Here is a 25,034-nt window from a genome sequence, read left to right as displayed (position 1 = left end):
GTATTCGGGAGGTGCGGTGGAGCCGACACACCGGTTCGTCGACACCGGCGGCGTGCGGATGCACGTAGCCGAACAGGGCCGGGGCCACCCGGTGATCTTCTGCCACGGATTCCCGCACACCTGGTACGTCTGGCATCGCCAGCTCGCCGCGGCCGGAGCCGCCGGGTATCGGGCGATCGCGCCCGATCTGCGCGGCGCCGGACGTACCGGGGCGCCGGAGTCGATCGACGACTACACCAACGAGGCCGTGGTGGGCGATCTGCTCGCGCTGCTCGACGATATCGATGCCGACCAGGCGGTTTTCGTGGGTGTCGATTTCGGTGCGGCCCTGCTGTGGGAGCTCGCCCTGCGCGCGCCGGAGCGGGTGCGCGGGCTGGTGATCCTGAACAATCCCTTCGCGCCGCGCGCCCCGAAACCGCCCGGGTACTACTGGGGGAAGATGGCCGAGCGACATTTTCTGCACCTGCAGTACTTCCAGGAACCCGGCGTGGCCGACGCACATCTGGCCGAACGGCCGCGGGAGTTCCTCTCCCGCGTCTACTACGCGTTGAGCGGGGATTTCCACTACCTCGACGTGTGGAAGAACCCACCGGGGACCCGGTACATCGATGCCCTCCCCGTAGCGCCGGACCTCCCCTGGCCCTGGCTCTCGCAGGACGAATTCGACACGCTGGCCGCTGATTTCGAGAGCGTCGGCTTCACCGGCGGCCTGAACTGGTACCGGGCGATCGACCGCAACTGGGAACTGACGGCCCACTACGCCGAGGCAGTACCCACGGTGCCGGTGTATTTCGTCTACGGCGAGAACGATCCCGATATGGAAGGGTTCAGCGGTCGTGATCCGCTCGATACGATGCGCGCGCTGCTACCGGATCTGCGTGCCGTACAGCGGGTGCCGGGCGCCGGTCACCTGGTCCAGCTGGAGGCGACGGAGGCCGTGAACGGTTTCCTGCTGGGCGCGCTCGGCGAGCTCACCACCGGGAAGTAGCCCCCCGGGGAATCGACCGGGTAATTTCGGTGCGCGGGGTGTCGGCCCCGCGCACCGAATCCGGGGGTATGACGTGATGTCCGAACTTCTGCGTGTTTCGTGGCGGGTGCCCTGCGCACTATCGTGCCGGGTTTATGTGAGCACCTCGGATAGGGAGCGGATTCGCTGACGGTCGCATCCGGGCGTTCGCTCGGGCCATCAGTCGTCGAGTGCCTCGGTGGTCGATCGAGTGCCTGGTCGGCGTCCTGTACCTCGGTGCGTTGAGGCACTCGTTCCGGCCCCCTGTGATCGACGGAGCCGGGAGGTGGCTGGCGCCCGGGGCGATCACTTACTGTGAAATAGTGATGTTCTGCAAGGCGATGCGTGTGGGCGAGTTCACGCATGGCTGTTACCTGGCCCATCGTTCGTCCGCCGTTCGCGGGCTTTCTGCCCCGTCATCGGTGAGGCGCCGTGGCTCGCGTCAAGGGTGACGACCGGTGAGGTGGGTGGGCGACGAAGTTTTCAGGCGATTTCGTGACGATCTGGCCGATCTGTTGGGCAAGCGATCCAGCGGAGAGTCCGACCTGACCCACCAGCATGCCGACCGGGCCGTGCTGGGCGCTTCTGCCGGCGAACGCGCCAGCGGGCAAGGGGAACAGCTGCTTGCTGCTACGGCGCGGGACCACTCCGGCGGCGCTCCGGAAGTAACTTTGCCCCGCGCCGACGCGGAAGGGACCGCGCGGGCTTGGGATTGGCTCGATCAGCAACTGCCGGATTGGCCCGCTGGGCGGAGAGACGATATCGGGTTGACCCTGAGCGATACGACTGCGTATTCGGCTCGCTCTACCGGTAGGGATTCTCGCATCGTGTTGGAGACAACGGGCGAACGTGGCGATCGGGCACTACGTGTCCGGATTTTCGACCGAGGTGACAGCGCTCCGCCCGATGCTGTGCTCGATGATCCGGTATTCGGGCGACTCGACCACCGGTTGCTCGTGGACGATCCGGGCGGGTGGACCAGGGAGATTTCGTTCGGTGTCCGGGAGACGCCCGCGCTCCCGCAATGGCTCGGCGAGGCGTTGCAGTCGGCGCGCTACGTGAGGTTGAACGTGGGCGATGATCTGGCCATCGGAGTGCGGTCCAAATTCCTGCCGAAGCTGGAGGACTCGCTGGGTTCGTTCGCTGCCAGCGGATCTCCGATCGAGGTGGCCAAGGACAATATGGACGCCGGTTTGCGTCATGCGGCGCGAATCAACCACGGGCGCCTGCACGCGGGCTCGACCGATCTTCAGCCGTCCTATGTGCAGCTGCGCTCCGGAGACGAGCGAGTCGAGCTGAGTGTCTACCCGTTCTGGGACCAGGACTTTCGAGATGGACTACGCCACCTGGAGGTGAAGGACAACGGCAGTACTGTGGTCCCGGTTTCGGACTTCGCGAATGCTGTGATCGAGCGATTGGGCGAGCGCGCGGCCGAGCCCCGGCTGCCGGCTGATCCGGCCCCGTGAGGAGCGTGGCCGGGCCCTTCAGTGCTGTTTCGCGGCCTGGGCGGCCGGGCGGCGATCGTCGGCGAGTACTTCGTGCAGCCGGGCGGTGAAGGCGGCCGGATGAGTGGAAAGGCTGTGGCCGCCCGGGAATTCGGTGACCTCAGTGCCCAGTAGGGCCGCCAGTGCCCGGGCGCAGTCGTAGTTCCATATCTTCCGGGATCCGCGACCGGCGGCGGGCACGACGCGGACAGCGGTCGTGGCGAGTGCGGCGACACGCTCGGCGTGGAGACCCGATGACCGGATCTCGGGGAGATCCCGGGAGAGGAAGAAGTTCAGGTCGTTCAGGTCTCCGGGCTCGCGCGGTGCCGGCGGGACGACATCCGGTTCTGTATCGGAGAAATCGGCGTGGACGAGTTCGGCGAGTTTCCGGAGCGCGGATCGCGCGCCCTCTTTGCGGTAGACCTCGTCGAGGGCGGCGAGATCGCGTGCGGCGCGATCACGAGCCGGGACCGGTAGCAGGCAGATCGTGGCCGGGTCGTGGGCGACGAGAGTGCCGACCTGTTCCGGATGATCTCCGGCCAGGGTGAGTGCGATGAGCGCGCCGTAACTGGAACCGAAGATCCGGGCGGGCTCGTCGGTGAGGGCCGCCAGTAGACGATGGGTGTCGTCGGCGTGGGTGGCCACCGTGACCGGTGCGGCCGGATCGTCGAGTGTGCTGCCGGACAGGCCGCGGCGGTCGGGGAGGACCACGGTGTAGTCGGTGGCGAGGCGTTCGGCGAGGCCGGCGCCGCGGGCGGTATTGCCATCGCCGCCCTGTAGCAGCAAGAGCAGGGGGCCGGAGCCGCGGATCTCGTAGTTCAGGGACGCGCCGGGAACAGGAAGACGGCCGGTTCGGAAATCGCTCATACCGAGAAACCATAATTCATCCTTTTAGATACATCAAGAAAGATGTATTTGGAATGATGCGTTTCCGGTAGCGTGCCGGGGGTGAACGGAGTGGAACTTTTCCTGCTGGGGCGCACCCTGATGAAGATCGGCGAGGAGGCGATGCCGACCGAAGGGCTGCCGGGGTACTCGACCAGTGTGCGTTCGGTACTGATCGTGGCCAGCGATATCGTCGAGAATCCCGGTAGTGCGGTGGGGGAGATCGCATCGCGCACGAGTCTGCCGCAGAGCCAGGTCTCCGGGTGCGTCGCGCGGCTGCGGGAAGCGGGCGCGATCGTGAGCGAACCCGATCCGGCCGATCGGCGGCGCGTCCTCATCCGTCAGGCGCCCGAGGCATCCGATCGGGTCGATATCGTCCGGTCCACCACGATCGATACCGCGCTCGCCGCCGCGCTCGGCGCCGACGATCCCGACGATGTCGCGGGGGTCGTGACCGCGCTGGAGACACTCGCGCAGCGGCTGACGCCCGGAACCTTGTCCCGTCTGCGTTCCGGTTCCGGTCGGTCTCGGTCCCCGGCTCGCGACTGATCGCCCTGTCCGGACTCGCGGCAGGCGCCTGTGGCGTCCTCATCGGGTCGTGTACGCGCCGCCGTTGACATGAATCGTCTGTCCGGTGATGTGACGGGCGTGTGGCGAGGCCAGGAATTCGATCACGCCGGCCACATCGTCCGGGGTGCCGGCCCGGTTGTTGTGCGTGGACCCGATCAGCTGGGCGCGCCGCTGTTCTGTCATCGTCCCCTGGAAGAATTCGGTGTCCTCGATATAGCCCGGCGCGACCGTGTTCACGGTGATTCCGGTCGGTGCCAGCTGTGCCGAGAGGCCCGCCGACCACGCTTCCAGTGCCGCTTTCGCGGCCCCGTAGGACGATGCCGCGTATTCCGCGCCGATCGAGCCGATATTGATCACCGATCCGCCCGCGCGTAACCGGCCGCGCAATGCCGTGGTGGTCAGGACCGCGCTCAGCAGGTTCGCGGTCAGGTTCGCCTGCCACCGTTCGGTGAGCTTCTCCAGCGAGGTCGCGCCGGGTTCGGTGGCGGTGAGGTCAGTGTTGCCGCCGGCCATATTGACCAGGACGTCCACCACTGGTCCTGCCAATTCGGCGAATCGCTCGACCGCCGCCGGAACCCCGGCATCACAGACGATGCCGCGCACGCCCAGTTCCTCGGCCGCCTGCTGGACCCGCTCGGTGGATCGCCCGGTGATCACCACCGTGTCACCCGATTCGGCGAATTTGCGGGCCACCCGGCGGCCGATTCCGGCGGTCCCTCCGGTGACGACGACTGTCCGGCTCATTCGTCTCTCCTTCCGGTGCGTTCAGCACTGAACATATAGGGAGGGAAGCCGCCGACCGATCAGCGGCCGACCGCCCTGCTCGACGTGTTGGCGGCTTCCGGGATCGCCCGACCGGAACGGCCTCGTTCGAAGGTCGATCGGTGCGCCGGGACGATGCGTTCCCGCCGATGAGTTCCGGGCGGTCGGCACGTCCGCATTACCACCGCCGACCGAAGGGAATACCACGTGGATACACCAGAGATACTGCTCGAGGGGGTCCTGTTCGGTGAATCGCCGCGCTGGCACGAGGGGCGGCTGTGGTTCTCCGACTGGGGCGCGAACCAAGTGATCGCCGTCGACGGTCCGGGGCGTCGCGAGGTGGTCGCATCCGTGCCCTCGTTCCCTATGTGTATCGACTTCCTGCCCGACGGGCGGCTGCTGATCGTCGATTCGGTTCGGCAGCGGCTGCTGTGCCGCGACGCGGACGGCAGTCTGGCGACCTGGTCCGACCTCGCCGCCGAGACGGACAAGCCGTGGAACGATATTGTCGTCGACGCCCGGGGCAACGCCTACGTCAACAGCATCGGATTCGATTTCCCCGGTGGCGAGTTCGCGCCCGGTTTCGTGGTGATCGTGACGCCGGACGGCAGGGTGCGCCGGGTCGCGGAAGGTCTCGCGTTTCCCAACGGGATGGCGATCACCGCGGACGGCGCCACACTGATCGTCGCGGAATCCTATGCCGAACAGCTCACCGCCTACGACATCACCGCCTCGGGTGATCTCACCGGCCGCCGCGTCTGGGCACCCACCCCCGGCGACCACCCCGACGGCATCTGCCTCGATTCCGAGGGCGCGGTCTGGTACGCCGATGTCGGCAACCGGCACTGTGTGCGGGTGGCCGAGGGCGGAGCGGTGCTCGGCACCGCCGAATTCGACCGCGGTGCTTTCGCCTGTGCCCTCGACCGCGACCCCGACAGCCCCCGGCTCTTCGTGGTCGGCCAGGAGTACGGTGCCGATACACCTGAACCGACCGGCCGGGTGGTGGCTTTTCCCGCGCCCGCACCGGGTGCGGGAAGGCCCTGAAGCACCGTGGGCATGATGCCGGACGGGGGACCTGGCCGCGGGCCGTATCCGGCTAAGGGACGACGACCGTGACCGTTTCGCCCAGCTCGTATCCACCTGCTGGACTGGTGTCCGCGCAACCGCCGCGCGCGGTGATGGTGGAACCCGATTCGAGACCGGTGAGTGAGGTTTCGACGGTCTGGCCGGGGCCGGCCAGCGATTCCGGTTTCGCCTCGCCGAAGAAGGCGTGATTGTTGTCCGGGCCGATTCCGGCCTCCGCCCAGCACTGGCCGCGGTCGTTCGGATTGTGCAGGGTGGCGGTCACTGTTCCCGGCGCGGTGCCCGCGAAGGTGACCCGGGGTGCGGTGAAGGGCGCGTCGGCGACCGCGGGCGCGGTAGTGAAAGGTGCGAACGTCGCGGCGGCCAGAGCCAGCAGGGCAGCTCCATGAACTCGTCTGATCATCACACGATCAGATCGTGCCCGATAAACTCCACGGGCACAGCGGAATCCACCCAGATCGGGCGATCGAGACGCGGGTGCCGCGGGCTCCGGCGCAGTCCCCCCGAGACGGACGCGGCCCCGCGAAGGGGTCTGTGGTGACAGAACTCCTCCGCGGGGCCGGGCGCGGCGACCGGTCCGGTCGTGGTTCGGGTCCCTATCGGATCACCAGGACAGCGGTACCCACCGGTCGAGGAACCAGAAGCCGTGACCGTTCGGCTGGTCCGGTCCGCGGTTGTTGTCCTGATGATGCTGGTCCCAGTGCGGCTGGTTCTGCTGCGGCTGGTTCGAGTGCTGGTCCGGGCCCGGCTGTGCGCTCGCCGCGCCCGCGCCGAGGCCGACCATCCCCAGTCCGACACCGCCGACCACGGCCGCCTTCGCGAGCTTCGACTTCATCACCTTCGGCATTGCGAGATATTCCTCCTCTGGCATGCGGCCTGACCCTCAGGCCATCGGTCCGGGGCGAACCCGGTCCGACTCGGCCATCCTGTGCAACCGGGCTCGAGATGGCCTGCCAACAGCCTGCGAACTTCCTGGCAACCGGAAATTACCTGCTCAGGTCGCTCGGCCCGGATCGGAAAGCCGCGTGGTCGCGCGCGGCCCCCGGGGCCGCCGACTCCCAGCTTCTTCCCAGCCTGTCCCCAGGGGCGGGGGAGCATCGGCAGCGATCGTTGATCGCATGACCGACTATTCGAGCAGTTCCCACGGCACCGGCCGTCCCGTATGGGAGGTGGCGCGGTGACCACACTGATGGCGCGCCGCCCGGCCCCCGTGCCGGAGGCGGCGCCCACCCGGCGGAATACTGCCTGGGAGGGGATCGGCCTCGCGGTGCTGCTGGTGGGTACGGCTGCGGCCTATTTCTGGAATCTCACCGCGAACGGGTTCGCCAACTCCTTCTATGCGGCGGCCGTGCAATCGGGCGCGAAATCCTGGGAGGCGTTCTTTTTCGGCTCCTCCGACTGGTCCAATGCCATCACTGTCGACAAAACCCCCGCCGCGCTGTGGCCGATGGAGCTGTCGGCGCGATTGTTCGGGTTCGACAGCTGGAGCATGCTGGCGCCGCAGGTGCTGATGGCCGTCGCCTCGGTGGCGCTGCTGTGGGCGACGGTGCGCCGTTCGTTCGGTGCCGCGGCCGGGTTGCTGTCCGGTCTCGTGCTGGCGGTGACACCGGTCGCGGCGCTGATGTTCCGGTTCAACAATCCCGACGCGCTGCTCGTATTGCTGATGGTGGCGGCGGTATGGGCGATGGCCCGGGCGGTCGAGGACGGGCGCTGGCGCTGGCTGGTGCTCTGCGGCGCGTTCGTCGGGTTCGGGTTCCTGGCCAAGCAATTGCAAGTGATGCTGGTCCTGCCCGCATCGGCGCTGGTCTACCTGTTCGCCGGGCCGCCGCGACTGGGCAGACGTATCGGGCAGCTGTTCGCGGCCGCCGCGGCGATGGTGGTGGCGGCGGGCTGGTGGATTCTCGTCGCCCAGCTGTGGCCGCCGGATTCGCGGCCGTATTTCGGTGGCTCGGAGCACAACTCGATCATCGAACTGACCCTGGGATACAACGGGCTCGACCGGCTCAGTTCCGCCGGCGGCGGTCCGGGCGGTGGCTTCGGTAGTGACGCGGGTATCACGCGACTGTTCGGCGCGTCCATCGGAGGTCAGATCGGCTGGTTGATCCCGGCGGCGCTGATCCTGCTGGTCGCGGGCACGGTAGTGCGCGGGCGGGCCGTACGCACCGACCGGCAGCGCGCGACACTGCTGTTGTTCGGCGGGTGGGGCTTGGTCACCGGTGTGGTGTTCAGCTTCATGACCGGGACTTTCCACCAGTACTACACCGTGGCGCTGGCTCCGGCGGTCGCGGCGGTCATCGGTGCGGGTGGGGTCGCGGTATGGCGGGAACGCGACCGGCTGTGGGTGCGCCTGGTTCTCGCGGTGACCGTGGCACTGACCGCGGCGACCTCATGGGTGTTCCTGGGCCGGTCCGCGGAATTCGTACCGTGGCTGCGCTGGGTGGTGCTGGTGGCCGGGGCGATCGCCACGGTGGCCGTGCTGTTCCCGGCGCCACGGAAGGTCTCGATGGTTGCGGCGCTGACGGCGCTGTTCGTGGGACTGGCCGGACCGGTCGCCTATACCGTGGATACCCTGGCGACGCCGCATACGGGTTCGATCGTGCTGGCCGGGCCGAGTACCGGTTCGGGCGGGTTCGGCGGGATGGGCGGGGGACCCGGCGGTGCGCCCGGCGATATGGGTAGCGCACCGGGTGGTATGGGAACTGCCCCGGGTGATATGGATGCCGCCCCCGGTGCCTCGGGGGACGGAGACGCGATATCCGGCGAGCCCGGTGCCGCGCCCAGCGGGATAGGCGACAACGGCCGGGCCGACAGCGCGGACGGCCGGCCCGGGGGACGGGCCGACGGACAGCAGGGTGCCGATGCGGGCGCACCCGGACAGGGTGGTGGCCCCGGTGGCGAGAGCAGTGCGGCCGTCACCGCGCTGCTACAGCAGGACGCGGGTTCCTACACCTGGGCGGCGGCCGCCGTGAGTTCGATGAACGCCGCGGGTTATCAACTGGCCGGAGACGTACCGGTGATGTCGATCGGGGGCTTCGGCGGCGGCGACCCGTCCCCGACGCTGGAACAGTTCCAGCAGTACGTGGCCGACGACGCGATCCACTATTTCATCGCCGGTGGGCACGGTGGCGGCCCGGGATCGGGCACTGAATCGGAGGCGTCGAAGATCAGCCAGTGGGTACAGGACAACTTCACCGCCACCGAGGTCGACGGGGTCACGGTCTACGACCTTACCGGCGAGCCGGTGACCGGCCCCGCCTGACCGGCGCGAGGACAGGCAGGCTCAGGGACGGGCAAGCGCCCGCCGGGTGGTGAACCCGGCGGGCGCACAGCCGATTCCCGGTTGGTGCACAGCAGAGCGTGAGTTCCCCGATCTCTCCAGCCCGAGTGAGTGAAGGGTTCCCGCGCCCGCGCTGGGCGGAACCGTTTCGCGCGGCACCGGCGGATCACGCCCCGTCCACCGGGAGCAACCGGTCGGCGGCCGCCTCGATATCGGATTCGTTCAACAGGACGGTTGCGGCGGCGGGCCCCAGGGGCACGAAACTGTCCACACTGGTGACCCGGGCCAGGGCGCCGGTGAAACCGGCGTCCACCAGCGCCGCGCACACGGATTCGGAAACACCGCCGCTGTGCCGGGTCTCGTCGGCGATCAGGACCCGCCCGGTGGCCTCGGCGTGCCGGATCAGGTCCGCGTGGGGGAGCGGGCAGAGCCAGCGCAGGTCGAGGACGCGGACGCCGAATCCGCGCTGTGTGAGTCGGCGGGCCACCCGCAGGCTCATCGGCACCGAGTTGGCGAAGGCGACGATCGTCAGATCGGTACCGTCGCCGTACACACGAGCCCGGCCGATCGGCACATGGGCGGGGTCCGCGGCGGCCTGCGCCCACTGCCCGTCGCCGGGTTCGTGCAGGTCACGGGTGTGGTAGAGGGCGATGGGTTCGAGGAATACACAGACTCGGCCGTCCACGCGGGCGGCCGAGACGCAGGTGCGCAGCATCGCCGCCGCGTCGTCCGGCCGCGCCGGCGACGCCACGATCATGCCGGGTATATCGCGCAGTGCGGCAACGGAATTGTCGTTGTGGAAATGCCCGCCGAAACCGCGCTGGTAGGCGTAGCCGGCTATACGCACCACCATCGGGTTGCGGTAGCGGCCGGCCGAGAAGAACGAGAGGGTCGCCGCCTCACCTCGTAGTTGGTCGAGCGCGTTGTGGACATAGGCCAGGTATTGGATCTCCGGAATCGGTACGAATCCCGCGAGACCGGTGCCCAGTGCGGTACCGAGAACGCTCTGTTCGTCGAGCAATGTATCGAAGACCCGGCGCGGCCCGAACCGCTTCCGCAGCCCCTTGGTCACACCGTAGACGCCACCCTTGCGCGCGACGTCCTCACCGAAGACCAGGACATCGGGATCGCGCGCGAGCAGCTCGGCCAGTGTGCGGTTGACAGCCTGCGCCAGAGTTTCCGAATTCGGGTCCTGCGCGCCGCCGCCCCCGTGCGCGGCGACGGTACCGTGCGCGGCGACGGCACTGTGCCCGTCGGCTGTCCGGTGCGGTGGGGGCGTGGATGCTGCGGTTACCGGCCTCCGCGGATTCCGGCACTGTGCGTCGTCGTGCACCCGGTCCGGGTGGGCCGGGGCCGATGGGGCCATCACGGCCTCGGCGGTGGTGAGTTTCGGCTCCCGGCACACCTCTTCCGCGGTCGCGGCCACCCGGTCGGCCAGGTGGTCGTAGTGGCCGAGTAACTCTCGCGGAGTGCGGATACCGGCGCCGACCAAGAACCGCGCGGTCGCGGTGACCGGATCGCGGGCCAGATCGGCCTCGATCGCGGCGGTCTCGCGGTAGGCGGTTTCCACATCGGAACCGGCGTGCCCGAACAACCGCACCGTACGCAGATGCAGGAAAGCCGGACGGCGGTGGGCGCGCACCCAGTCGATCGCCGCCGTCGAGGTGGTGACCGCGGCGCGGAGATCGCCGCCGTCGGCCGCGAACCAGCGCAGGCCCGGCCGGTGCCCGTAGGCGTGTTCGATCCAGTCGGGCGGAGTGGGCACACTGATCCCGATCCCGTTGTCCTCACAGAGGAACAGCACCGGGACGGGAATGCCCAGATGCGCGGTGTGGACGGCGGTGTTGATCGCGCCCGCCGCGGTCGAGTGATTGGCCGAGGCATCGCCGAAACCGCAGAGCACCACCGCATCCGATGGCCACGGGCAGCGCACGCCGAGCCGATCGGCGCGGTCGAGGGCGAACGCGAGACCCACCGCGCGCGGCAGTTGCGAGGCGATGGTGGAGGTCTGCGGGACGATATTCGCCGCCGCGCTGCCGAATACCTTGTGCCGGCCGCCGGATATGGGGTCGGCCGCGGCGGCCACCACACCCATCAGCAGGTCGCGCACCGGGTCCGCCACCCCGGCTCGCCGGGCCCGGTGGATGAAGAAGGCGCCCGAACGATAGTGCGGCAGGACCGGATCGGTGATCCGGGTCGCCGCCGACAGCGCGACGTTCCCCTCGTGTCCGGACGATCCAATGCTGTAGAAGCCCCGCCCGCTCGCACCCAGCCGGCGGGCGGCGAGATCGGCCTGCCTGCTCAGCACCTGCGCTTCGAACAGGTCCAGGAAATCCTGATCGCCGAGCCCCGGTGGCAGAGCCGCTTCGGATGATGGCGCTGCGGGAATGCGCAGCGCCGCGATCTCCGCGCGGAACCGCTGGTCGGGGTCCTGGACGCTCACGGGGTCCTCACCGCAACCAGCCTATGCGTGCCGCGGTGATCCGGCGGCGTACCGGGCCCGGATCGTGTCGCGCATCGTGCGGCTCCGCGTAGGTCGCGGCGCCGCATGTCCCGATCGGTATCACCGAGCAGCTCGGGTCGTCCCGACTCGCGATCAGCCGAATCGGACGGTGTCGAGCATGCGCCGTGCCGCGGTCTCCGGATCGGTGGAGGAGGCCAGCGGTGAATCCTCCAGTGCGCCTTCGCGCCACAGCGAGGCGAAGCCGTGGACGAGCGACCAGGCCGCGAGCTGGACGGCCTGCTGATCGGCGTCCTGCCCACCGACCACGCGTGCGCGCAGCGCCGCGCCGGAACGAGCGCGCGCGGCGACGAGCTCCGTGTCATCGGTGCGCAGCAATCTGCGGCGGAACATGACATCGAAGTGCCCCGGATAACGCAGGGCGAACCGGATATAGGCCACCGCGGCCGTGCGCGCGTCCGATGTCGCCTCGATTTCGGCGGCGAGCAGTTCGAACCCCTCGGCCGCCAACGCGGTCAGCAGGCCCGCGCGGTCACCGAAATGATGGGCCGGCGCGGCATGGGAGACTCCCGCCCGGCGGGCCAGCGCGCGCAGGGAGATCGCATCGATACCCTCGGCCGCTATCTGGTCGGCGGCGGCCGAGAGTATCGCGGACCGCAGATCGCCGTGGTGGTATCCGGTTTTCGCCATATTCCGATCCTCACCCATAATCTTGCCATTGACAAGTTTGATCCGGCGCTCGTATCTTTGCGGTGTCAAGATTCGCTCGTGAGGAGTTCCGATGGCCCCGCTCATCACGCTCGTCGTAGTCACCGGGCTCGCCCGGCTCCTCGGCTGGGCATTCGGTCCGGAATGGCTCGATTCCTGGCCGCACGCCACAGCGCTGGGGCTCGCGGTCATGTTCCTGCTCACCGCGAGCGCGCATTTCCAGCAGCCGCGACGGGGCGGGCTGATCGCCATGGTCCCGCCGCGGCTGCCCAACGCACCCGCATTGGTCACGCTCACGGGTGTTCTCGAACTGGCGGGGGCGATCGGACTGCTGATACCGGTCACTTCGCGATTCGCGGCCGTCGCCCTGCTGGTCCTGCTGATCGTCATGTTCCCGGCCAATATCCGAGCCGCACGGGCGGATCTCGGTATCAAGACGATGCCGCTACCGCTGCGAACCTTGGTTCAGGTGTTCTTCGTCGGAGCCTGCGCGATGGTCGTCATCGGGTGACCCGTGGCGCCGCGCGCGGTCGCGGTTGCGTGGTCGGTCGCAGGTGAACGCGACCGGCCGCTCGTCGTGGAAGTGCTTCCGCGGTAACGGCACTCGTCGACTCGTATCCTCGGTTTCGCGCACCGCGGACCCGCGTCGGGCACCCGCCGGCCTCGGGTTGCGGTGGGGTGAGATCAGGTCGGGAGTGTGAAGCCTTCGGGCGGGGTGCCTTCGGTGAACAGCAGACGTATCCGCATCTTGCCCTCGCGGATCCGCCGGGCGCGGCGGTACTCCGGCGAGTCGTACCACTGTCGGATCCGGTCCATATCGGGAAATTCGATGATCAGGAGCCGGGGTAGATCCCAGCTGCCTTCGACGGTGTCGGACGTGGGTCCAGCGACCAGGTAGCGGCCGCCGTGGTCGAGTATCGACTGCTGGGCGACGGGGGCGTAAGCCCAACTCGCCTCCTCGTCCAGTACTTCGACATTGGCTATCACATAGGCGGGCATGCGTTTTCCCAACTGTGGACACGGTGTGTAGTAATGACACACATAAGACTATTGACGCTCGGTATCCTATCGAGGTGGTAGAGATCGTCAACCCATCCGATGCGGGAATACCGAGCCGCCGGGCGCGGCTGCGTGCGGAAACCACCCGGGAGATCGAGTCCATCGCGCTGAGGCAGATGGCCGAGGACGGTCCGGGGGCGATCTCACTGCGCGGAATCGCCCGGGAGATGGGAATGACCGCGCGTGCCATCTACAGTTACTTTCCGACCCGGGATGATCTGATCACCGCGCTGATCAGCGGAATCGGTGAATCCCTGGCGGAGTCGCTGCGAGCCGCGGTCGATTCCGTGCCCGCGGGCGACCCGGGCGGCAGATTAGTGGCCTGGGGTGCCGCGTTACGCACCTGGGCGCTGGCCGACCCGGAAGGGTTCCGGCTGTTCTACGGGCGTCCGGTGCCCGGGTATCGTCCGCCGGCGGACGGTCCGGTGGATCGCGCCGCGCGCCGCGTCTGCCGCGAACTCACCCGTCTCGTCGCCGCCGCCGACCCGCCGATGCCCGAGGGGAACTCCTGGGCCGAGCTGCACCCCGACTACGTGGCGAAGATCCGCGAAGACATACCGGAGGTGGCCCCGGCCGCGGCGGCGATGGCGCTGCGGGTGTGGGGTCGTATGCACGGCCTGGTGGCCCTGGAGATCGACGGTCATATCCATCCGGTGGCGCGTGATCCCGCCGCGCTGCACCATGCCGAAATGCTGGATCTCGTGGCATCGCTGGGCCTGGCCCGCCCGGCCACCGCGCCGACCGACTGATCGACGACCCCGGACCGCCGGAGTATCTTGCCCGACTCGCCTGTGGATCCCGGTGGTTTCAGGGCCGCGGTGATGTGTCGCCGGTGAAGAGCCCGGCGCGCGCGGCAGTCAGCGCGATTGCCGCCGCCGTATCGGCGGTACGGTCGTCCACCTTTTCGCCGGTAATCAGTACGCGCAGGTAGATGGGTGCCACGAGGGCTTTGATCAGCTCTGCCGCTTCAGTATCAGCGGGAAGCTCACCGCGCGCGACGGCCCGGGTGACCAGCGGGAGCGCGCGGCGGATGCGGTCACGAAAGACGTGGCGAACGGGATCCGAGGGAGTCGGTGCTCCAGTGGGGCCGGTCAGCATCACCGCGAGGACCGCCCGGCCGGCCGGGCTGGTGATCCACTCGACCAGGCTGCGGGCCAGGGTGCGCAGATCGTCGTCGATCGAACCGGTATCGGGAATGGGGATTTCCGTGGCGACGCTCGCGGTCAGCGCGTCGGCGATCAGGGTGTCGCGGTCGGGCCAGCGACGGTAGACGGTGGTCTTGTGCACGCCCGTGCGGCGGGCCACGTTCTCGATGGTGAACGCCGCATATCCGTGCTCGCCCAACTCGGCGATGGTCGTGGCCAGTACGGCTGCGCGAACCTTCGGTCCGCGGCCCAGTGGTGCGGCACTCATTGCAACTCCTTGTTGCGATATTTGCGGGAGACGGGCATGCTGACGATAACGCAACTCATTGTTGCGATATCGGTAAGGGAGTTCAGATGTGGTCGACACCCGTACGCGCGGCAGCGCTGTTGTTCCCCGGACTGCTGGCCGGGGCCTTCGGATACGGGGCGGTGAACGTGCTGTACGCGTTCCGTGAGGTACCCCTCGACGTTCGCTTCACGTTCCATACCGCGCTGATGCGGGTGAACGGCCCGGTCATGCAGTCGCTGATGGGCCTGGCGGTACTGAGCACACTGGTGCTGGCCGTGCGCACGCGCTCGCGGCCGCGCTGGATCGCCGGTGGCGCGTCGGCCCTGGCGTTCACGTCTTTCCTGGTCACCCGATTCGGGAACGTACCGATCAACCAGCACATCAAAGCGTGGGCCGTGGGAACGCCACCGGTGGATCACGCCGAGATCCTGCGCCGCTGGGAGATGTTCCACTTCCTCCGGACCGGTTGCGCGCTGGCCGCGTTCGTCCTGGTGATCGGCGTCGTCCTCGCGACCACCCGGGCCGAGCGTCGTGGCGACGGTGCCGGTTGCGCGGGACCGGAGGCGACAGTCGAGCGGCAGTCAGTTTAGGCCGGTGGCGGCGTCCTCATCCAGCAGAAATGTGGTGGACTCCGATCCGTGCGCACCCGCCGCCGGAATCTCCAGCGGGTCCACGCCTTTTATCGCCGCCGCCACCGGATCGGCCTTACCGGAACCGGAGACCACCAGGACCACGTGGCGGGAGCGGCGGATCGCCGGATAGGTCAGCGTGACCCGCACCGGCGGCGGTTTGGGGGAGTCGGTGACCGCCACGGCGTATTCGCGGTCCTCGCCGATCGTGTCGGCGTCACCGGGGAACAACGAATTGATATGCCCGTCGGGGCCCATCCCGAGCAGATGCAGATCGAAGGCGCCGTGGGCGGCGAGATGGGCGCGCACGGCGGTGGCGTATTCGGCGGCGGCCTCGACCGGATCGGGATATTCACCGTCGGAGGTGGCCACCGTGTGGATTCGCGCCGGGTCCACGGGAACGTGGTCCAGCAGTGCTCGATGGGCCTGGAGTTCGTTGCGCTCCGGATCGCCGGCGGGGACGAAACGTTCGTCGCCCCAGAACACATCGAGTTTCGACCAGTCGAGATCGCCCGGGTCGGCGCGGACCTTCTCCAGCAGGGTGATGCCGGTCCCGCCGCCGGTCACCACGACCGAGGCCGAACCGCGTTCGGCCTGTGCGGCTACCAGTACCTCGACGAACCGCCGGGCGGCGGCGGTGGTCAGCGCGTCGCCGTCGGTATGGACTTCGACGGTGGCTTCGGAGCTAGTGGTCATAGGTCACCCCTTCGATTCCGGCCAGGGCCTCGGCGTAGATCTCGTCCGCGTCCAGCCGGCGCAGTTCCTCGGCCAGGCAGTCGCGGGTTTCGCGGCGCGGCAGCGCTATCCGCTGCACGGGGTCGCCGGTGCGGGTGAGAGTGGCGGTGACGCCGGTCTGCGGGCGGGCGATGGCGACGGATACCGACTTCCGGTGCAACTCGACCCGCAGATCCCCGGTCCGCCGATGCACCGGGCAACCCAGGCGCCGGGACAGCCAGCCCGCGAGGATATCCAGGGCCGGTTCGTCGCGCAGACCCGAAACGGTCACCGAGTGCACGGGTTCGAACGGAGGCACGTCCATCGCGGCAGCCAGCAACGCCCGCCAATACGTGATGCGGCTCCATGCCAGATCGGAATCCCCGGCCGCGTAGGAACCGTGGCGTTTCTTGATGGTCGCCTGCGGATCCGGGGCGAAGGTGGCGTCGGTGATCCGCCGGGTCGCCAGCCGGCCCACCGCATCCTTCGACGGGAATTCGGGGGCGCCGCGCGGCCACCAGGCCACCACCGGGGTATCGGGCAGCAGGAACGGGATCACCACGCTGTTCTCGTGGTTCACCAGCTGGCCCTGCAACCGCAGCACGATCACCTCGGCGGCACCCGCGTCACCACCGACGCGGATCTGCGCGTCCAGCCGGGTCGCCGCGGACCGGTCGCCGCGCGCCAGCACCACCACCCGGCAGGGGTGTTCGCGGCTGGCGTCGTTGGCGGCGTCGATGGCGTCCTCGGCCTCGGAGCTGTCCAGCGTGCACACCACCAGGGTCAGCACCCGGCCCATGGTGATCACACCGTTGCTCTCGCGCAGCTGCACCAGGCGTTTGGTGACCGCGCCGGTCGTCGTGTCGGGGATATCGATGATCACGGCCGCCGCCATTCCCGGCCGGTGCGGGCCAGCATCGCGTCGGCGGAGTCCGGACCCCAGGTACCGGCCTCGTACTGTTCGGGTTTCCCGTCGGCGGCCCAATGCGCGAGCACCGGATCCAGGATGCGCCAGGACAATTCGACCTCCGCGTTGACCGGGAACAACGAGGGCTCGCCGAGCAGCACATCCAGGATCAGCCGCTCGTAGGCTTCCGGGGACGATTCGGTGAACGCTTCGCCGTAACTGAAGTCCATGTTCACATCGCGCACTTCCATCGACGACCCGGGCACCTTCGAGCCGAACCGCATGGTGATGCCCTCGTCCGGCTGAACCCGGATGACCAGTGCGTTCTCGCCGAGGTCCGCGGTCATGGTCTGATCGAAGGGCAGGTGCGGGGCGCGTTTGAACACCACCGCGATCTCGGTGACCCGGCGGCCCAGCCGTTTACCGGTGCGAAGATAGAACGGCACCCCGGCCCAGCGCCGGGTATCGACCTCGAGGGTCAGCGCGGCGTAGGTCTCGGTGCGCGACTGCGGATCGAAACCCTCCTCGTCCAGCAGGCCCACTACTTCCTGGCCGCCCTGCCAGCCGGCCGCGTACTGGCCGCGGGCAGTGGTCTCGTCGAGCGGTTCCACGAGTTTGGTGGCGGAGAGGACCTTGATCTTCTCGTTCTGCAACTGGCGGGGTTCGAAGCTGATCGGCTCTTCCATGGCGGTGAGCGCGAGCAACTGCAGCAGATGGTTCTGGATGACGTCGCGGGCGGCGCCGATACCGTCGTAGTAGCCGGCCCGGCCGCCCAGCCCGATATCCTCGGCCATGGTGATCTGGACGTGGTCGACGTAGTTGGCGTTCCAGATCGGATCGAACAACTGGTTGGCGAAGCGCAGCGCCAGGATGTTCTGCACCGTCTCCTTGCCGAGATAGTGGTCGATCCGGAATACCGTCTCCTCGGGAAAAACCCGATTCACCAGCGCGTTCAGCTCGCGCGCGCTGTCGAGATCGTGCCCGAACGGTTTCTCGATCACCACCCGGCGCCAGGGTGCGCGCCCGAGCGCGGCCGCCGAACTGGTCAGCTGGTGGCGGTGCAATTGGTCCAGCACCACCGGGAAGGCGTTCGGCGGAATCGACAGGTAGAAGGCGTGATTACCGCCGGTGCCGCGCTCGTCGTCGAGCCGGGACAGCGTCTCGGCGAGGCGGCCGAACGCGTCCCCGTCCTCGAAGGTCCCCTGGACGAACCGGAAACCCTCGGCCAGATGGTCCCAGACCTCCTGGCGGAACGGGGTCCGTGCGTGTTCGCGGACGGCCTCGTGCACGATCTCGCCGAAATCCTGGTCCGACATCTCCCGGCGGGCGAAGCCGACCAGCGCGAAACCCGGGGGCAGCAGCCCCCGGTTCGCCAGATCGTAGATGGCCGGCATGAGCTTGCGCCGGGACAGATCACCGGTGACCCCGAAGATCACCATGCTGCAGGGGCCCGCGATGCGCGGAATCCGTTTGTCCCGGCCGTCCCGCAGCGGATTACGCCACGGTGTGCCGGATGCCGTCTGTGTGCTCTCCGGAGCGCCGGCCATCTGAGTCAGTTACCTCCTGCGTCCGCAGCGTTGGGCCCGGAGGAGGTAGCCTGCGTGGCCACGGAGGGACCCGCGGAGGACGCCGTCGATACAGCGGACTGGAGTTCGGCCGCGGTGGCCTCCAGCAGTTCCTCCCAGGACTTCTCGAACTTCTCCACACCTTCGCGCTCGAGGACGACGAAGACATCGTCGAGATCGATTCCGGCGGCCCGCAGCTGGTCGAAAACCTCCGCCGCGGCCGCGCCGGTGCCGGAAACCGTATCCCCGCGGACCTCGCCGTGATCGGCGACGGCCTCGAGCGTCTTCTCCGGCAGTGTGTTCACCGTGTTCGGCGCGACCAGTTCGGTCACGTAGAGAGTATCCGAGTAGTCGGGGTTCTTGACGCCGGTCGAGGCCCACAGCGGCCGCTGCCGGTTGCCGCCGGCCGCGGCCAGATGCTGGTAGGTGGAGGCGTGACCGCCACCCGGTGCGAAGACGTCCTCGTATTCGGCGTAGGCGAGGCGGGCATTGGCCACCCCGGCCTTACCGCGCAACGCCAGCGCTTCCGGTGTACCGATGGCCTCGAGCCGTTTGTCGATCTCGGTGTCCACCCGGGATACGAAGAACGACGCCACCGAATGGATCTTGGCCAGATCGTGGCCGGCGACCCGCGCCTTGCGCAGACCGTCGAGGTAGGCGCCCATGACCGAGCGGTACCGCTGCACCGAGAAGATCAGCGTGACGTTCACGCTGATGCCCTCCTCGATCACCGCGGTGATCGCGGGCAGGCCCTCTTCGGTGGCCGGGATCTTGATGAACAGATTCGGCCGGTCGACGATCTTCCACAGTTCGACCGCCTGGGCGACCGTCTTGTCGGCGTCGAAGGCCAGGCGCGGATCGACCTCGATGGAGACCCGGCCGTCGACCCCACCGGTCTGTTCGAATACCGGGGCCAGCACATCGCACGCCGCGCGGACGTCATCGGTGGTGATGGTGCGGATCGCGGCGTCGACATCGGCGCCGCGGGCGGCCAGCTCGCGGACCTGTTCGTCGTAGGCGTGGCCCTTGCTGAGGGCCCCCTGGAAGATGGTCGGGTTGGTGGTGATGCCGACGATCCCGCGGGTGGCGATCAGTTCGGCGAGGTTGCCGGAGTTGATCCGATCGCGTGATAGATCGTCCAGCCACACCGATACCCCGGCCGCGGCCAGGGCGGCGATGTTCTCGTTCTGTGCCATGGGCACTTATCCCTTCACGTTGTCGAGCGTGCGCTGCGCAGCGGCCACGACAGCCTCCGGCGTGAAGCCGAACTCGCGGAACAAGGTCTTGTAATCGGCCGAGGCGCCGAAATGCTCGATCGAGACGATCTCGCCCGCGTCACCGGTGAACCGGTACCACGGCATCGCGATACCCGCCTCGACGACGACTCGAGCGGCGACCGCCGGAGGCAGCACCTCGTCGCGATACGCCTTGTCCTGCGCGTCGAACCACTCCACGCACGGCATCGAGACCACCCGGGTGCCGATGCCCTGCTCTTCCAGCGTAGTGCGCGCGGCGACGGCGAGCTGGAGCTCGGAGCCCGTACCGATGAGAATCACCTGCGGTACGCCGGTGGAGGCCTCGGCCAGGATGTAACCACCCTTGGCGACACCCTCGAGGCTGGTGCCCTCCTGTACCGGCAGGTCCTGGCGGGTCAGCGCCAGCGCGGCCGGGCCCCCGGTGCCCACGTCGTCACTCGAGACGAACGGCGAATTGTGCTTACCGCTGTGCTTCTCGATCACCGTGCGCCAGGCGTACGCGGTCTCGTTGGCGTCGCCGGGGCGTACGACCGACAGGCCCGGGATCGCGCGCAGGGCGGCCAGATGCTCGATCGGCTGGTGGGTCGGGCCGTCTTCGCCGAGACCGATCGAATCGTGGGTCCACACATAGGTGACCGGTACCCGCATGAGCGCCGCCAGCCGCACAGCCGGACGCATGTAATCGCTGAACACCAGGAAGGTGCCGCCGTAGGGGCGAGTGGGGCCGTGCAGGGCGATGCCGTTGAGGATCGAGCCCATCGCGTGCTCGCGGACACCGAAGTGCAGGGTGCGGCCGTAGGGGCTCGCCTTCCACATACCGGTCGAGATGGCCTCGGGGCCGAAGCTCAGCGAATCCGGGATGGTGGTGTTGTTCGATTCGGCGAGGTCGGCGGAACCACCCCACAGTTCCGGCAGCACCGGGCCCAGGGCGCCCAGCACCTTGGCCGACGCCTTACGGGTGGCCAGACCCTTGGCGTCGGGCTCCCAGGTGGGCAGGCCGTCGGCCCAGCCGGCCGGAAGCCGACCGTTGAACAGCCGGTCGAACAGCGCCTTGGCCTCGGGCGCGCGCTGGGCCCAGGCATCGAACTCGATGGTCCAGTCCGCGTGCGCCTTCGCGCCGCGCGCGGCGGCCTTGCGGGTGTGCGCGATGACCTCGTCGGTGACCTCGAAGCTCTGCTCGGGGTCGAAACCGAGGGCGCGTTTGGTACCCGCCACGTCGTCGGCCCCGAGCGCGGCGCCGTGCGCGGCACCGGTGTTCATCTTGTTGGGGGCCGGATAGCCGATGATGGTGCGCAGCAGGACCAGCGACGGCTTGCCCGTCTCGGCCTTGGCCGCGGCCAGCGCGGCCTCGATCGCGACGACATCCTCGCCGCCCTCCACCACCTCTACGTGCCAGCCGTAAGCCGCGTAGCGGGCCGCCACATCCTCGGTGAAGGCGATGGTGGTGTCGTCCTCGATGGAGATCTTGTTGTCGTCGTAGATCACCACCAGATTGCCCAGCTGCTGGGTGCCCGCCAGCGAGGAAGCCTCGGAGGTGACGCCCTCTTCCATATCGCCGTCGGAGGCGATCACGTAGATGTGGTGATCGAACGGGCTGGCGCCGGTCTCGGCCTCCGGGTCGAACAGGCCGCGCTCGCGGCGGGCGGCCATCGCCATACCCACTGCCGAGGCCAGGCCCTGGCCCAGCGGACCGGTGGTGATCTCCACACCCTTGGTGTGCCGGTACTCCGGGTGGCCCGGGGTCAGCGAACCCCATTTGCGCAGGTTGCGCAGATCATCGAGTTCCAGGCCGAATCCCGCCAGGTACAGCTGGATGTAGAGAGTCAGGCTGGAGTGGCCGCACGACAGCACGAACCGGTCGCGACCGACCCATTCGGGATCGGCGGGGTCGTGGCGCATGGTGCGCTGGAACAGGGTGTAGGCCAGCGGCGCGAGACTCATCGCGGTGCCCGGATGGCCGTTGCCCGCGGTCTGCACCGCGTCGGCGGCGAGGACCCGGACGGTGTCGACAGCTTTGGTGTCCAGATCCGTCCAGTCGTCCGGAAGGTTCGGCTGGGTGAGGGCGCGGATGTCGTCTGTCACTGACACGACCGTGTTTCTCCTGACATTTCGAGGCGTCGAAAATTGGGGGCGGGCTGGGCGGCGGACCGGTACGGCGCGGTGACTGTGGCGCCGCATACACCCCCCTACCCTAATTGCGCCCGGCCGCCCCTGTGCACGCCCCCCGGCTAGTGCCGCGAGCCGGTCATCGCCCGGATGGCCCCGGTGGCCGACCGCGTGGGCACACCCCGCGACCCGGCGCCCGGGTTGGTGCCCAGGGGCGCGCGGCGGCGCGCGCCGGGTGTGGGTCTACCATCGTGCGTAGTAGTAGCCGCGTCGCAGCCGCGCGCTGCTCCTTCCCAAACCGGATGCGAAGCACAGCGTGCGAGGAGAGATAGTGCGGATCGGTCATGACACGGGGGTCGGCGGCGCCCACGATTCCGCCCCGGCACCCGCGGACCGCGTCCTCGGCAGTGAGAAGCTCGCCCGCGTCGCCCACCGCCCGCTCTCCTATATCGCGCTCACCAAACCCCGCGTCATCGAACTGCTGCTGGTGGCCACCATCCCCACCATGCTGCTGGCCGATCGCGGTCAGATCGATATCGGGCTGATCCTGGCCACCTTGTTCGGCGGCTGGATGGGCGCGGCCAGCGCCAACACCCTCAACTGTGTGGCCGACGCCGATATCGACAAGGTGATGAAGCGGACCGCGAAACGGCCACTGGCCCGGGACGCGGTACCGACCTCGCACGCCTTCGTCTTCGGTGTCGTACTGGGTATCGGCTCGTTCGCCTGGCTGTGGTGGCAGGCCAATCTGCTCAGCGGTGTGCTGGTCGTCGCGACCATCCTGTTCTACGTTTTCGTCTACACGCTCGGCCTCAAACGGCGTACCTCGCAGAACGTGGTGTGGGGCGGCGCGGCCGGTTGTATGCCCGCCCTCGTCGGCTGGTCGGCGGTCACCGGCACCGTCGGCTGGCCCGCCCTGGCGCTGTTCGGGGTGATCTTCTTCTGGACGCCGCCGCACACCTGGGCGCTGGCCATGCGCTACAAGGAGGACTACCGGGCGGCCGGAGTTCCGATGCTGCCGGTGGTGGCCACCGAACAGACCGTCACCAAGCAGATCGTCGTCTACACCTGGCTGACCGTGCTGACCACCCTGGCGCTGGCCCCGGCCACCGGGGTGATCTACACGGCGGTCGCACTGGTCGCCGGTGCCTGGTTCCTGCTGATGGCCCACCAGCTCTATGCGGGAGTGCGGCGCGGTGAATCGGTGAAACCGTTGCGACTGTTCCTGCAGTCCAACAACTACCTCGCCGTGGTGTTCTGCGGTCTGGCGGTCGATTCGGTGCTCGGCTGGACCACACTCGGCGACGTCTTCTTCGGCTGAGCCGCCCCGTCACGCCTGTACGGCCGCGCCCGTCACCCGGCACCACTATTCGGTTACTCGAAACCGTCGCCGGTCAGCCGATCTGCCCGATATAGCCGTCCGGCCGGATCAGGATCCGCGTCCCGGCCACGACACCGTACGCGGCATGTGCATGGCCTTCGATATCGATCACCGCATGGCCCGGTGCCGTGGCGCCCGGCTCGACCACCGAGTAGCTCCGGGTACCGGGCAGGGCGGGCGATTCTCCCGTGGCGCCGAAACACAGCAGGGTCGCGTGTGGACCGCGGAAGAGATCGAACAGCCGCAGCGCCCGCCCGTCGGAGTTCTTCAGCGGTGCGTCGGGAGCGCGGTCGCCGGGTGCGACCGGGCGGGTGTCGGCCGGGTCGCGGTAGCTGATATCGAGCTGGCGGGTGTCCTCGCCGCGTTCCATCGCGTCGACCAGTTTGCCGAGCAGCTCCGAGCTGATACCGAGCACGCGGGCCGCGACGGTACGGCGCTCCGGTTCGTAGGTCGACAGCGGCCCGTCGTCGCCGTCCAGTGCGGCGGCGAGTTTCCAGCCCAGGTTGTAGGCATCCTGGATCCCGGTGTTCATGCCCTGCCCGCCGGTCGGTGGGTGGACGTGGGCGGCGTCTCCGGCGAGCAGCACCCGGTCGACGCCAGCCTGGCGATGATGTTCTGCCTCGTCCAGGCCATCTCCGCGGCGGTCGAGGACGGCGCGGTGCGGATGTCGGACGACGAAGCCGTCGAATCGCTGACGCGATTCGTCTACCGCGGCCTGACCGGACGCGACTACTGAGGCGCGCGCCCGGCCGAACGGGTCAGGGCAGCAGGACGATCGAACCGGTGGTCTTGCGGCTCTCCAGATCGCGATGTGCCCGCTCGGCATCGGCGAGCGGATAGGTCGCGCCGACCCGTACGGTGAGCGAACCGTCCGCGACGGCCTCGAAGATATCGCCCGCCCGCCAGTCCAGTTCCGCCCGATCGCGGGTGTAGTGGGCGATATTGGGCCGGGTCACGAAAACCGAACCCGCCGCGTTGAGTCGTTGCAGATCCACCGGCGGTACCGGGCCGCTGGCCGCGCCGAACAGCGCGAGCGTGCCGCGCACCCGCAGCGAGGCGAGGCTGGCGTCGAAGGTGGCCGCACCCACCCCGTCGTAGACCGCCGCGACGCCCTCGCCGCCGGTCAGTTCGCGGACCCGATCGGCGAGATCGTCGCCGTAGCGCAGCACTTCCCGGGCGCCGGCGCTGCGCGACAGTTCTTCCTTCTCGTCGGAGGACACGGTGGTGATCACCCGGATATCACGAGCGACCGCCAGCTGGGTGAGCAGCAGTCCTACGCCGCCCGCGCCCGCGTGGACCAGGATCGTCTCGCCCGGTTCCGGACGGTAGACCGATTCGATCAGGTAGTGCGCCGTCATACCCTGCAACAGTGCCGAGGCGGCCACCGCCGGATCGATATCACCGGGTACCGCGACCGCGACCGCTTCGTCTACCACCGCGCGCGGTGCGTAGCTGTTCGGCCCGGCCGCCCAGGCCACCCGGTCGCCGACGGCGAATCCGGTCACCCCCGAACCGATTTCGGCCACCACTCCGGTACCCTCGGAACCCGGAATGTAGGGCACCGGGCGCGGATAGGTTCCGGTGCGGAAATAGGTGTCGATGAAATTCACGCCGACGGCATCGATATCGACCAGTAGCTGATTCGGTCCGGGCTCCGGATCGGGAACCTCGGCGAGGGTCAGCACTTCCGGACCGCCGTGCCGGTCTACCTGGATCGCGCGCATGGGTCCAGTTCTACACGGGTACG

Annotated in this window: 25 protein-coding genes; 10 read left to right on the top strand and 15 right to left on the bottom strand. The window is 68.6% G+C overall.

Annotated elements, in window-relative coordinates; genetic code table 11:
* The first annotated feature begins 16 nt into the window (after positions 1–16).
* Positions 17–988 carry an alpha/beta fold hydrolase gene (locus IEY68_RS02365; protein ID WP_229718566.1) on the top strand — a complete coding sequence of 324 codons (972 nt, stop codon included), beginning with the start codon at positions 17–19 and terminating at the stop codon, positions 986–988.
* A gap of 845 nt (positions 989–1,833) precedes the next feature.
* Positions 1,834–2,472 carry a hypothetical protein gene (locus tag IEY68_RS02360; RefSeq protein ID WP_189093974.1) on the top strand — a complete coding sequence of 213 codons (639 nt, stop codon included), beginning with the start codon at positions 1,834–1,836 and terminating at the stop codon, positions 2,470–2,472.
* An 18-nt stretch (positions 2,473–2,490) separates the two neighbouring features.
* Here IEY68_RS02360 and IEY68_RS02355 read toward each other — a convergent pair whose 3' ends face one another.
* On the bottom strand, positions 2,491–3,357 hold the full coding sequence (locus IEY68_RS02355) for an alpha/beta fold hydrolase (RefSeq protein WP_062995767.1): 867 nt from the start codon (positions 3,355–3,357) through the stop codon (positions 2,491–2,493).
* A gap of 81 nt (positions 3,358–3,438) precedes the next feature.
* Here IEY68_RS02355 and IEY68_RS02350 point away from each other — a divergent pair, with 81 nt between their 5' ends.
* Entirely contained in the window at positions 3,439–3,924 is a 486-nt protein-coding gene (locus tag IEY68_RS02350) for a MarR family transcriptional regulator (RefSeq protein ID WP_229718565.1), read from the top strand.
* Positions 3,925–3,963: 39 nt separating this feature from the next.
* Here the strand turns inward: IEY68_RS02350 and IEY68_RS02345 are convergent, their stop codons facing one another.
* On the bottom strand, positions 3,964–4,689 hold the full coding sequence (locus IEY68_RS02345) for an SDR family NAD(P)-dependent oxidoreductase (RefSeq protein ID WP_062995765.1): 726 nt from the start codon (positions 4,687–4,689) through the stop codon (positions 3,964–3,966).
* A gap of 225 nt (positions 4,690–4,914) precedes the next feature.
* Here IEY68_RS02345 and IEY68_RS02340 point away from each other — a divergent pair, with 225 nt between their 5' ends.
* Positions 4,915–5,751 carry an SMP-30/gluconolactonase/LRE family protein gene (locus IEY68_RS02340; RefSeq protein ID WP_062995763.1) on the top strand — a complete coding sequence of 279 codons (837 nt, stop codon included), beginning with the start codon at positions 4,915–4,917 and terminating at the stop codon, positions 5,749–5,751.
* A gap of 52 nt (positions 5,752–5,803) precedes the next feature.
* Here IEY68_RS02340 and IEY68_RS02335 read toward each other — a convergent pair whose 3' ends face one another.
* Positions 5,804–6,193, bottom strand: coding sequence for a hypothetical protein (locus IEY68_RS02335; RefSeq protein ID WP_062995761.1), 390 nt, complete (start codon positions 6,191–6,193; stop codon positions 5,804–5,806).
* Positions 6,194–6,394: 201 nt separating this feature from the next.
* Complete coding sequence (locus IEY68_RS02330) at positions 6,395–6,661, bottom strand: hypothetical protein (protein ID WP_062995759.1); 267 nt, start codon at positions 6,659–6,661, stop codon at positions 6,395–6,397.
* A 306-nt stretch (positions 6,662–6,967) separates the two neighbouring features.
* Here IEY68_RS02330 and IEY68_RS02325 point away from each other — a divergent pair, with 306 nt between their 5' ends.
* Entirely contained in the window at positions 6,968–9,049 is a 2,082-nt protein-coding gene (locus IEY68_RS02325; protein WP_373292933.1) for a glycosyltransferase family 39 protein, read from the top strand.
* Positions 9,050–9,233: 184 nt separating this feature from the next.
* On the opposite strand, the gene IEY68_RS02320 is transcribed toward IEY68_RS02325, so the two are convergent.
* The gene (locus tag IEY68_RS02320) at positions 9,234–11,456 is read right to left on the bottom strand and encodes a thiamine pyrophosphate-dependent enzyme (RefSeq protein WP_229718600.1); all 2,223 of its coding nucleotides are present in this window, start codon (positions 11,454–11,456) and stop codon (positions 9,234–9,236) included.
* Between the two features lie 207 nt (positions 11,457–11,663).
* Positions 11,664–12,218 carry a TetR/AcrR family transcriptional regulator gene (locus IEY68_RS02315; RefSeq protein ID WP_062995809.1) on the bottom strand — a complete coding sequence of 185 codons (555 nt, stop codon included), beginning with the start codon at positions 12,216–12,218 and terminating at the stop codon, positions 11,664–11,666.
* Between the two features lie 91 nt (positions 12,219–12,309).
* Here IEY68_RS02315 and IEY68_RS02310 point away from each other — a divergent pair, with 91 nt between their 5' ends.
* Positions 12,310–12,747 carry a DoxX family protein gene (locus tag IEY68_RS02310; RefSeq protein ID WP_062995755.1) on the top strand — a complete coding sequence of 146 codons (438 nt, stop codon included), beginning with the start codon at positions 12,310–12,312 and terminating at the stop codon, positions 12,745–12,747.
* Positions 12,748–12,920: 173 nt separating this feature from the next.
* Here the strand turns inward: IEY68_RS02310 and IEY68_RS02305 are convergent, their stop codons facing one another.
* Positions 12,921–13,235, bottom strand: coding sequence for a DUF1330 domain-containing protein (locus IEY68_RS02305; RefSeq protein ID WP_062995752.1), 315 nt, complete (start codon positions 13,233–13,235; stop codon positions 12,921–12,923).
* Positions 13,236–13,309: 74 nt separating this feature from the next.
* Between IEY68_RS02305 and IEY68_RS02300 the strand changes: the two genes are divergently transcribed.
* Positions 13,310–14,044, top strand: a complete 735-nt coding sequence (locus IEY68_RS02300) for a TetR/AcrR family transcriptional regulator (RefSeq protein WP_189093973.1) — start codon at positions 13,310–13,312, stop codon at positions 14,042–14,044.
* Positions 14,045–14,102: 58 nt separating this feature from the next.
* Here the strand turns inward: IEY68_RS02300 and IEY68_RS02295 are convergent, their stop codons facing one another.
* Complete coding sequence (locus IEY68_RS02295) at positions 14,103–14,708, bottom strand: TetR/AcrR family transcriptional regulator (protein ID WP_062995751.1); 606 nt, start codon at positions 14,706–14,708, stop codon at positions 14,103–14,105.
* An 86-nt stretch (positions 14,709–14,794) separates the two neighbouring features.
* Here IEY68_RS02295 and IEY68_RS02290 point away from each other — a divergent pair, with 86 nt between their 5' ends.
* Complete coding sequence (locus tag IEY68_RS02290) at positions 14,795–15,319, top strand: anthrone oxygenase family protein (protein ID WP_062995749.1); 525 nt, start codon at positions 14,795–14,797, stop codon at positions 15,317–15,319.
* Here IEY68_RS02290 and pgl read toward each other — a convergent pair.
* The 5 genes from pgl to tkt are packed head-to-tail and all read right to left on the bottom strand — an operon-like array spanning position 15,311 to position 21,888.
* A complete protein-coding gene (gene pgl / locus IEY68_RS02285) occupies positions 15,311–16,054 on the bottom strand; it encodes a 6-phosphogluconolactonase (RefSeq protein ID WP_062995747.1) in 744 nt (247 codons plus the stop codon). The two genes, IEY68_RS02290 and pgl, sit on opposite strands and share 9 nt — an antisense overlap.
* Complete coding sequence (opcA, locus tag IEY68_RS02280) at positions 16,044–16,955, bottom strand: glucose-6-phosphate dehydrogenase assembly protein OpcA (RefSeq protein WP_189094039.1); 912 nt, start codon at positions 16,953–16,955, stop codon at positions 16,044–16,046. The genes pgl and opcA overlap by 11 nt, the downstream gene beginning before the upstream one ends.
* On the bottom strand, positions 16,952–18,526 hold the full coding sequence (gene zwf, locus IEY68_RS02275; protein ID WP_062995744.1) for a glucose-6-phosphate dehydrogenase: 1,575 nt from the start codon (positions 18,524–18,526) through the stop codon (positions 16,952–16,954). The genes opcA and zwf overlap by 4 nt, the downstream gene beginning before the upstream one ends.
* A 5-nt stretch (positions 18,527–18,531) precedes the next feature.
* On the bottom strand, positions 18,532–19,740 hold the full coding sequence (tal, locus tag IEY68_RS02270) for a transaldolase (protein WP_189093972.1): 1,209 nt from the start codon (positions 19,738–19,740) through the stop codon (positions 18,532–18,534).
* Between the two features lie 6 nt (positions 19,741–19,746).
* On the bottom strand, positions 19,747–21,888 hold the full coding sequence (gene tkt, locus IEY68_RS02265; protein WP_062995742.1) for a transketolase: 2,142 nt from the start codon (positions 21,886–21,888) through the stop codon (positions 19,747–19,749).
* Between the two features lie 349 nt (positions 21,889–22,237).
* Here tkt and IEY68_RS02260 point away from each other — a divergent pair, with 349 nt between their 5' ends.
* Positions 22,238–23,227: a heme o synthase gene (locus IEY68_RS02260; protein ID WP_062995740.1), complete on the top strand. Its 990-nt coding sequence runs from the start codon at positions 22,238–22,240 to the stop codon at positions 23,225–23,227.
* A gap of 73 nt (positions 23,228–23,300) precedes the next feature.
* Here the strand turns inward: IEY68_RS02260 and IEY68_RS02255 are convergent, their stop codons facing one another.
* Positions 23,301–23,873: an FAD-dependent monooxygenase gene (locus tag IEY68_RS02255; protein ID WP_308434932.1), complete on the bottom strand. Its 573-nt coding sequence runs from the start codon at positions 23,871–23,873 to the stop codon at positions 23,301–23,303.
* Here IEY68_RS02255 and IEY68_RS35895 point away from each other — a divergent pair.
* A complete protein-coding gene (locus IEY68_RS35895; RefSeq protein ID WP_229718614.1) occupies positions 23,841–24,023 on the top strand; it encodes a hypothetical protein in 183 nt (60 codons plus the stop codon). The two genes, IEY68_RS02255 and IEY68_RS35895, sit on opposite strands and share 33 nt — an antisense overlap.
* Positions 24,024–24,045: 22 nt before the next feature.
* Here the strand turns inward: IEY68_RS35895 and IEY68_RS02250 are convergent, their stop codons facing one another.
* Complete coding sequence (locus IEY68_RS02250) at positions 24,046–25,011, bottom strand: quinone oxidoreductase family protein (RefSeq protein ID WP_062995738.1); 966 nt, start codon at positions 25,009–25,011, stop codon at positions 24,046–24,048.
* Positions 25,012–25,034: the final 23 nt, after the last annotated feature.

Source organism: Nocardia jinanensis, assembly GCF_014645735.1.
GTDB classification, from domain to species: domain Bacteria; phylum Actinomycetota; class Actinomycetes; order Mycobacteriales; family Mycobacteriaceae; genus Nocardia; species Nocardia jinanensis.
This window is presented reverse-complemented; position numbering and strand designations above follow the sequence as displayed.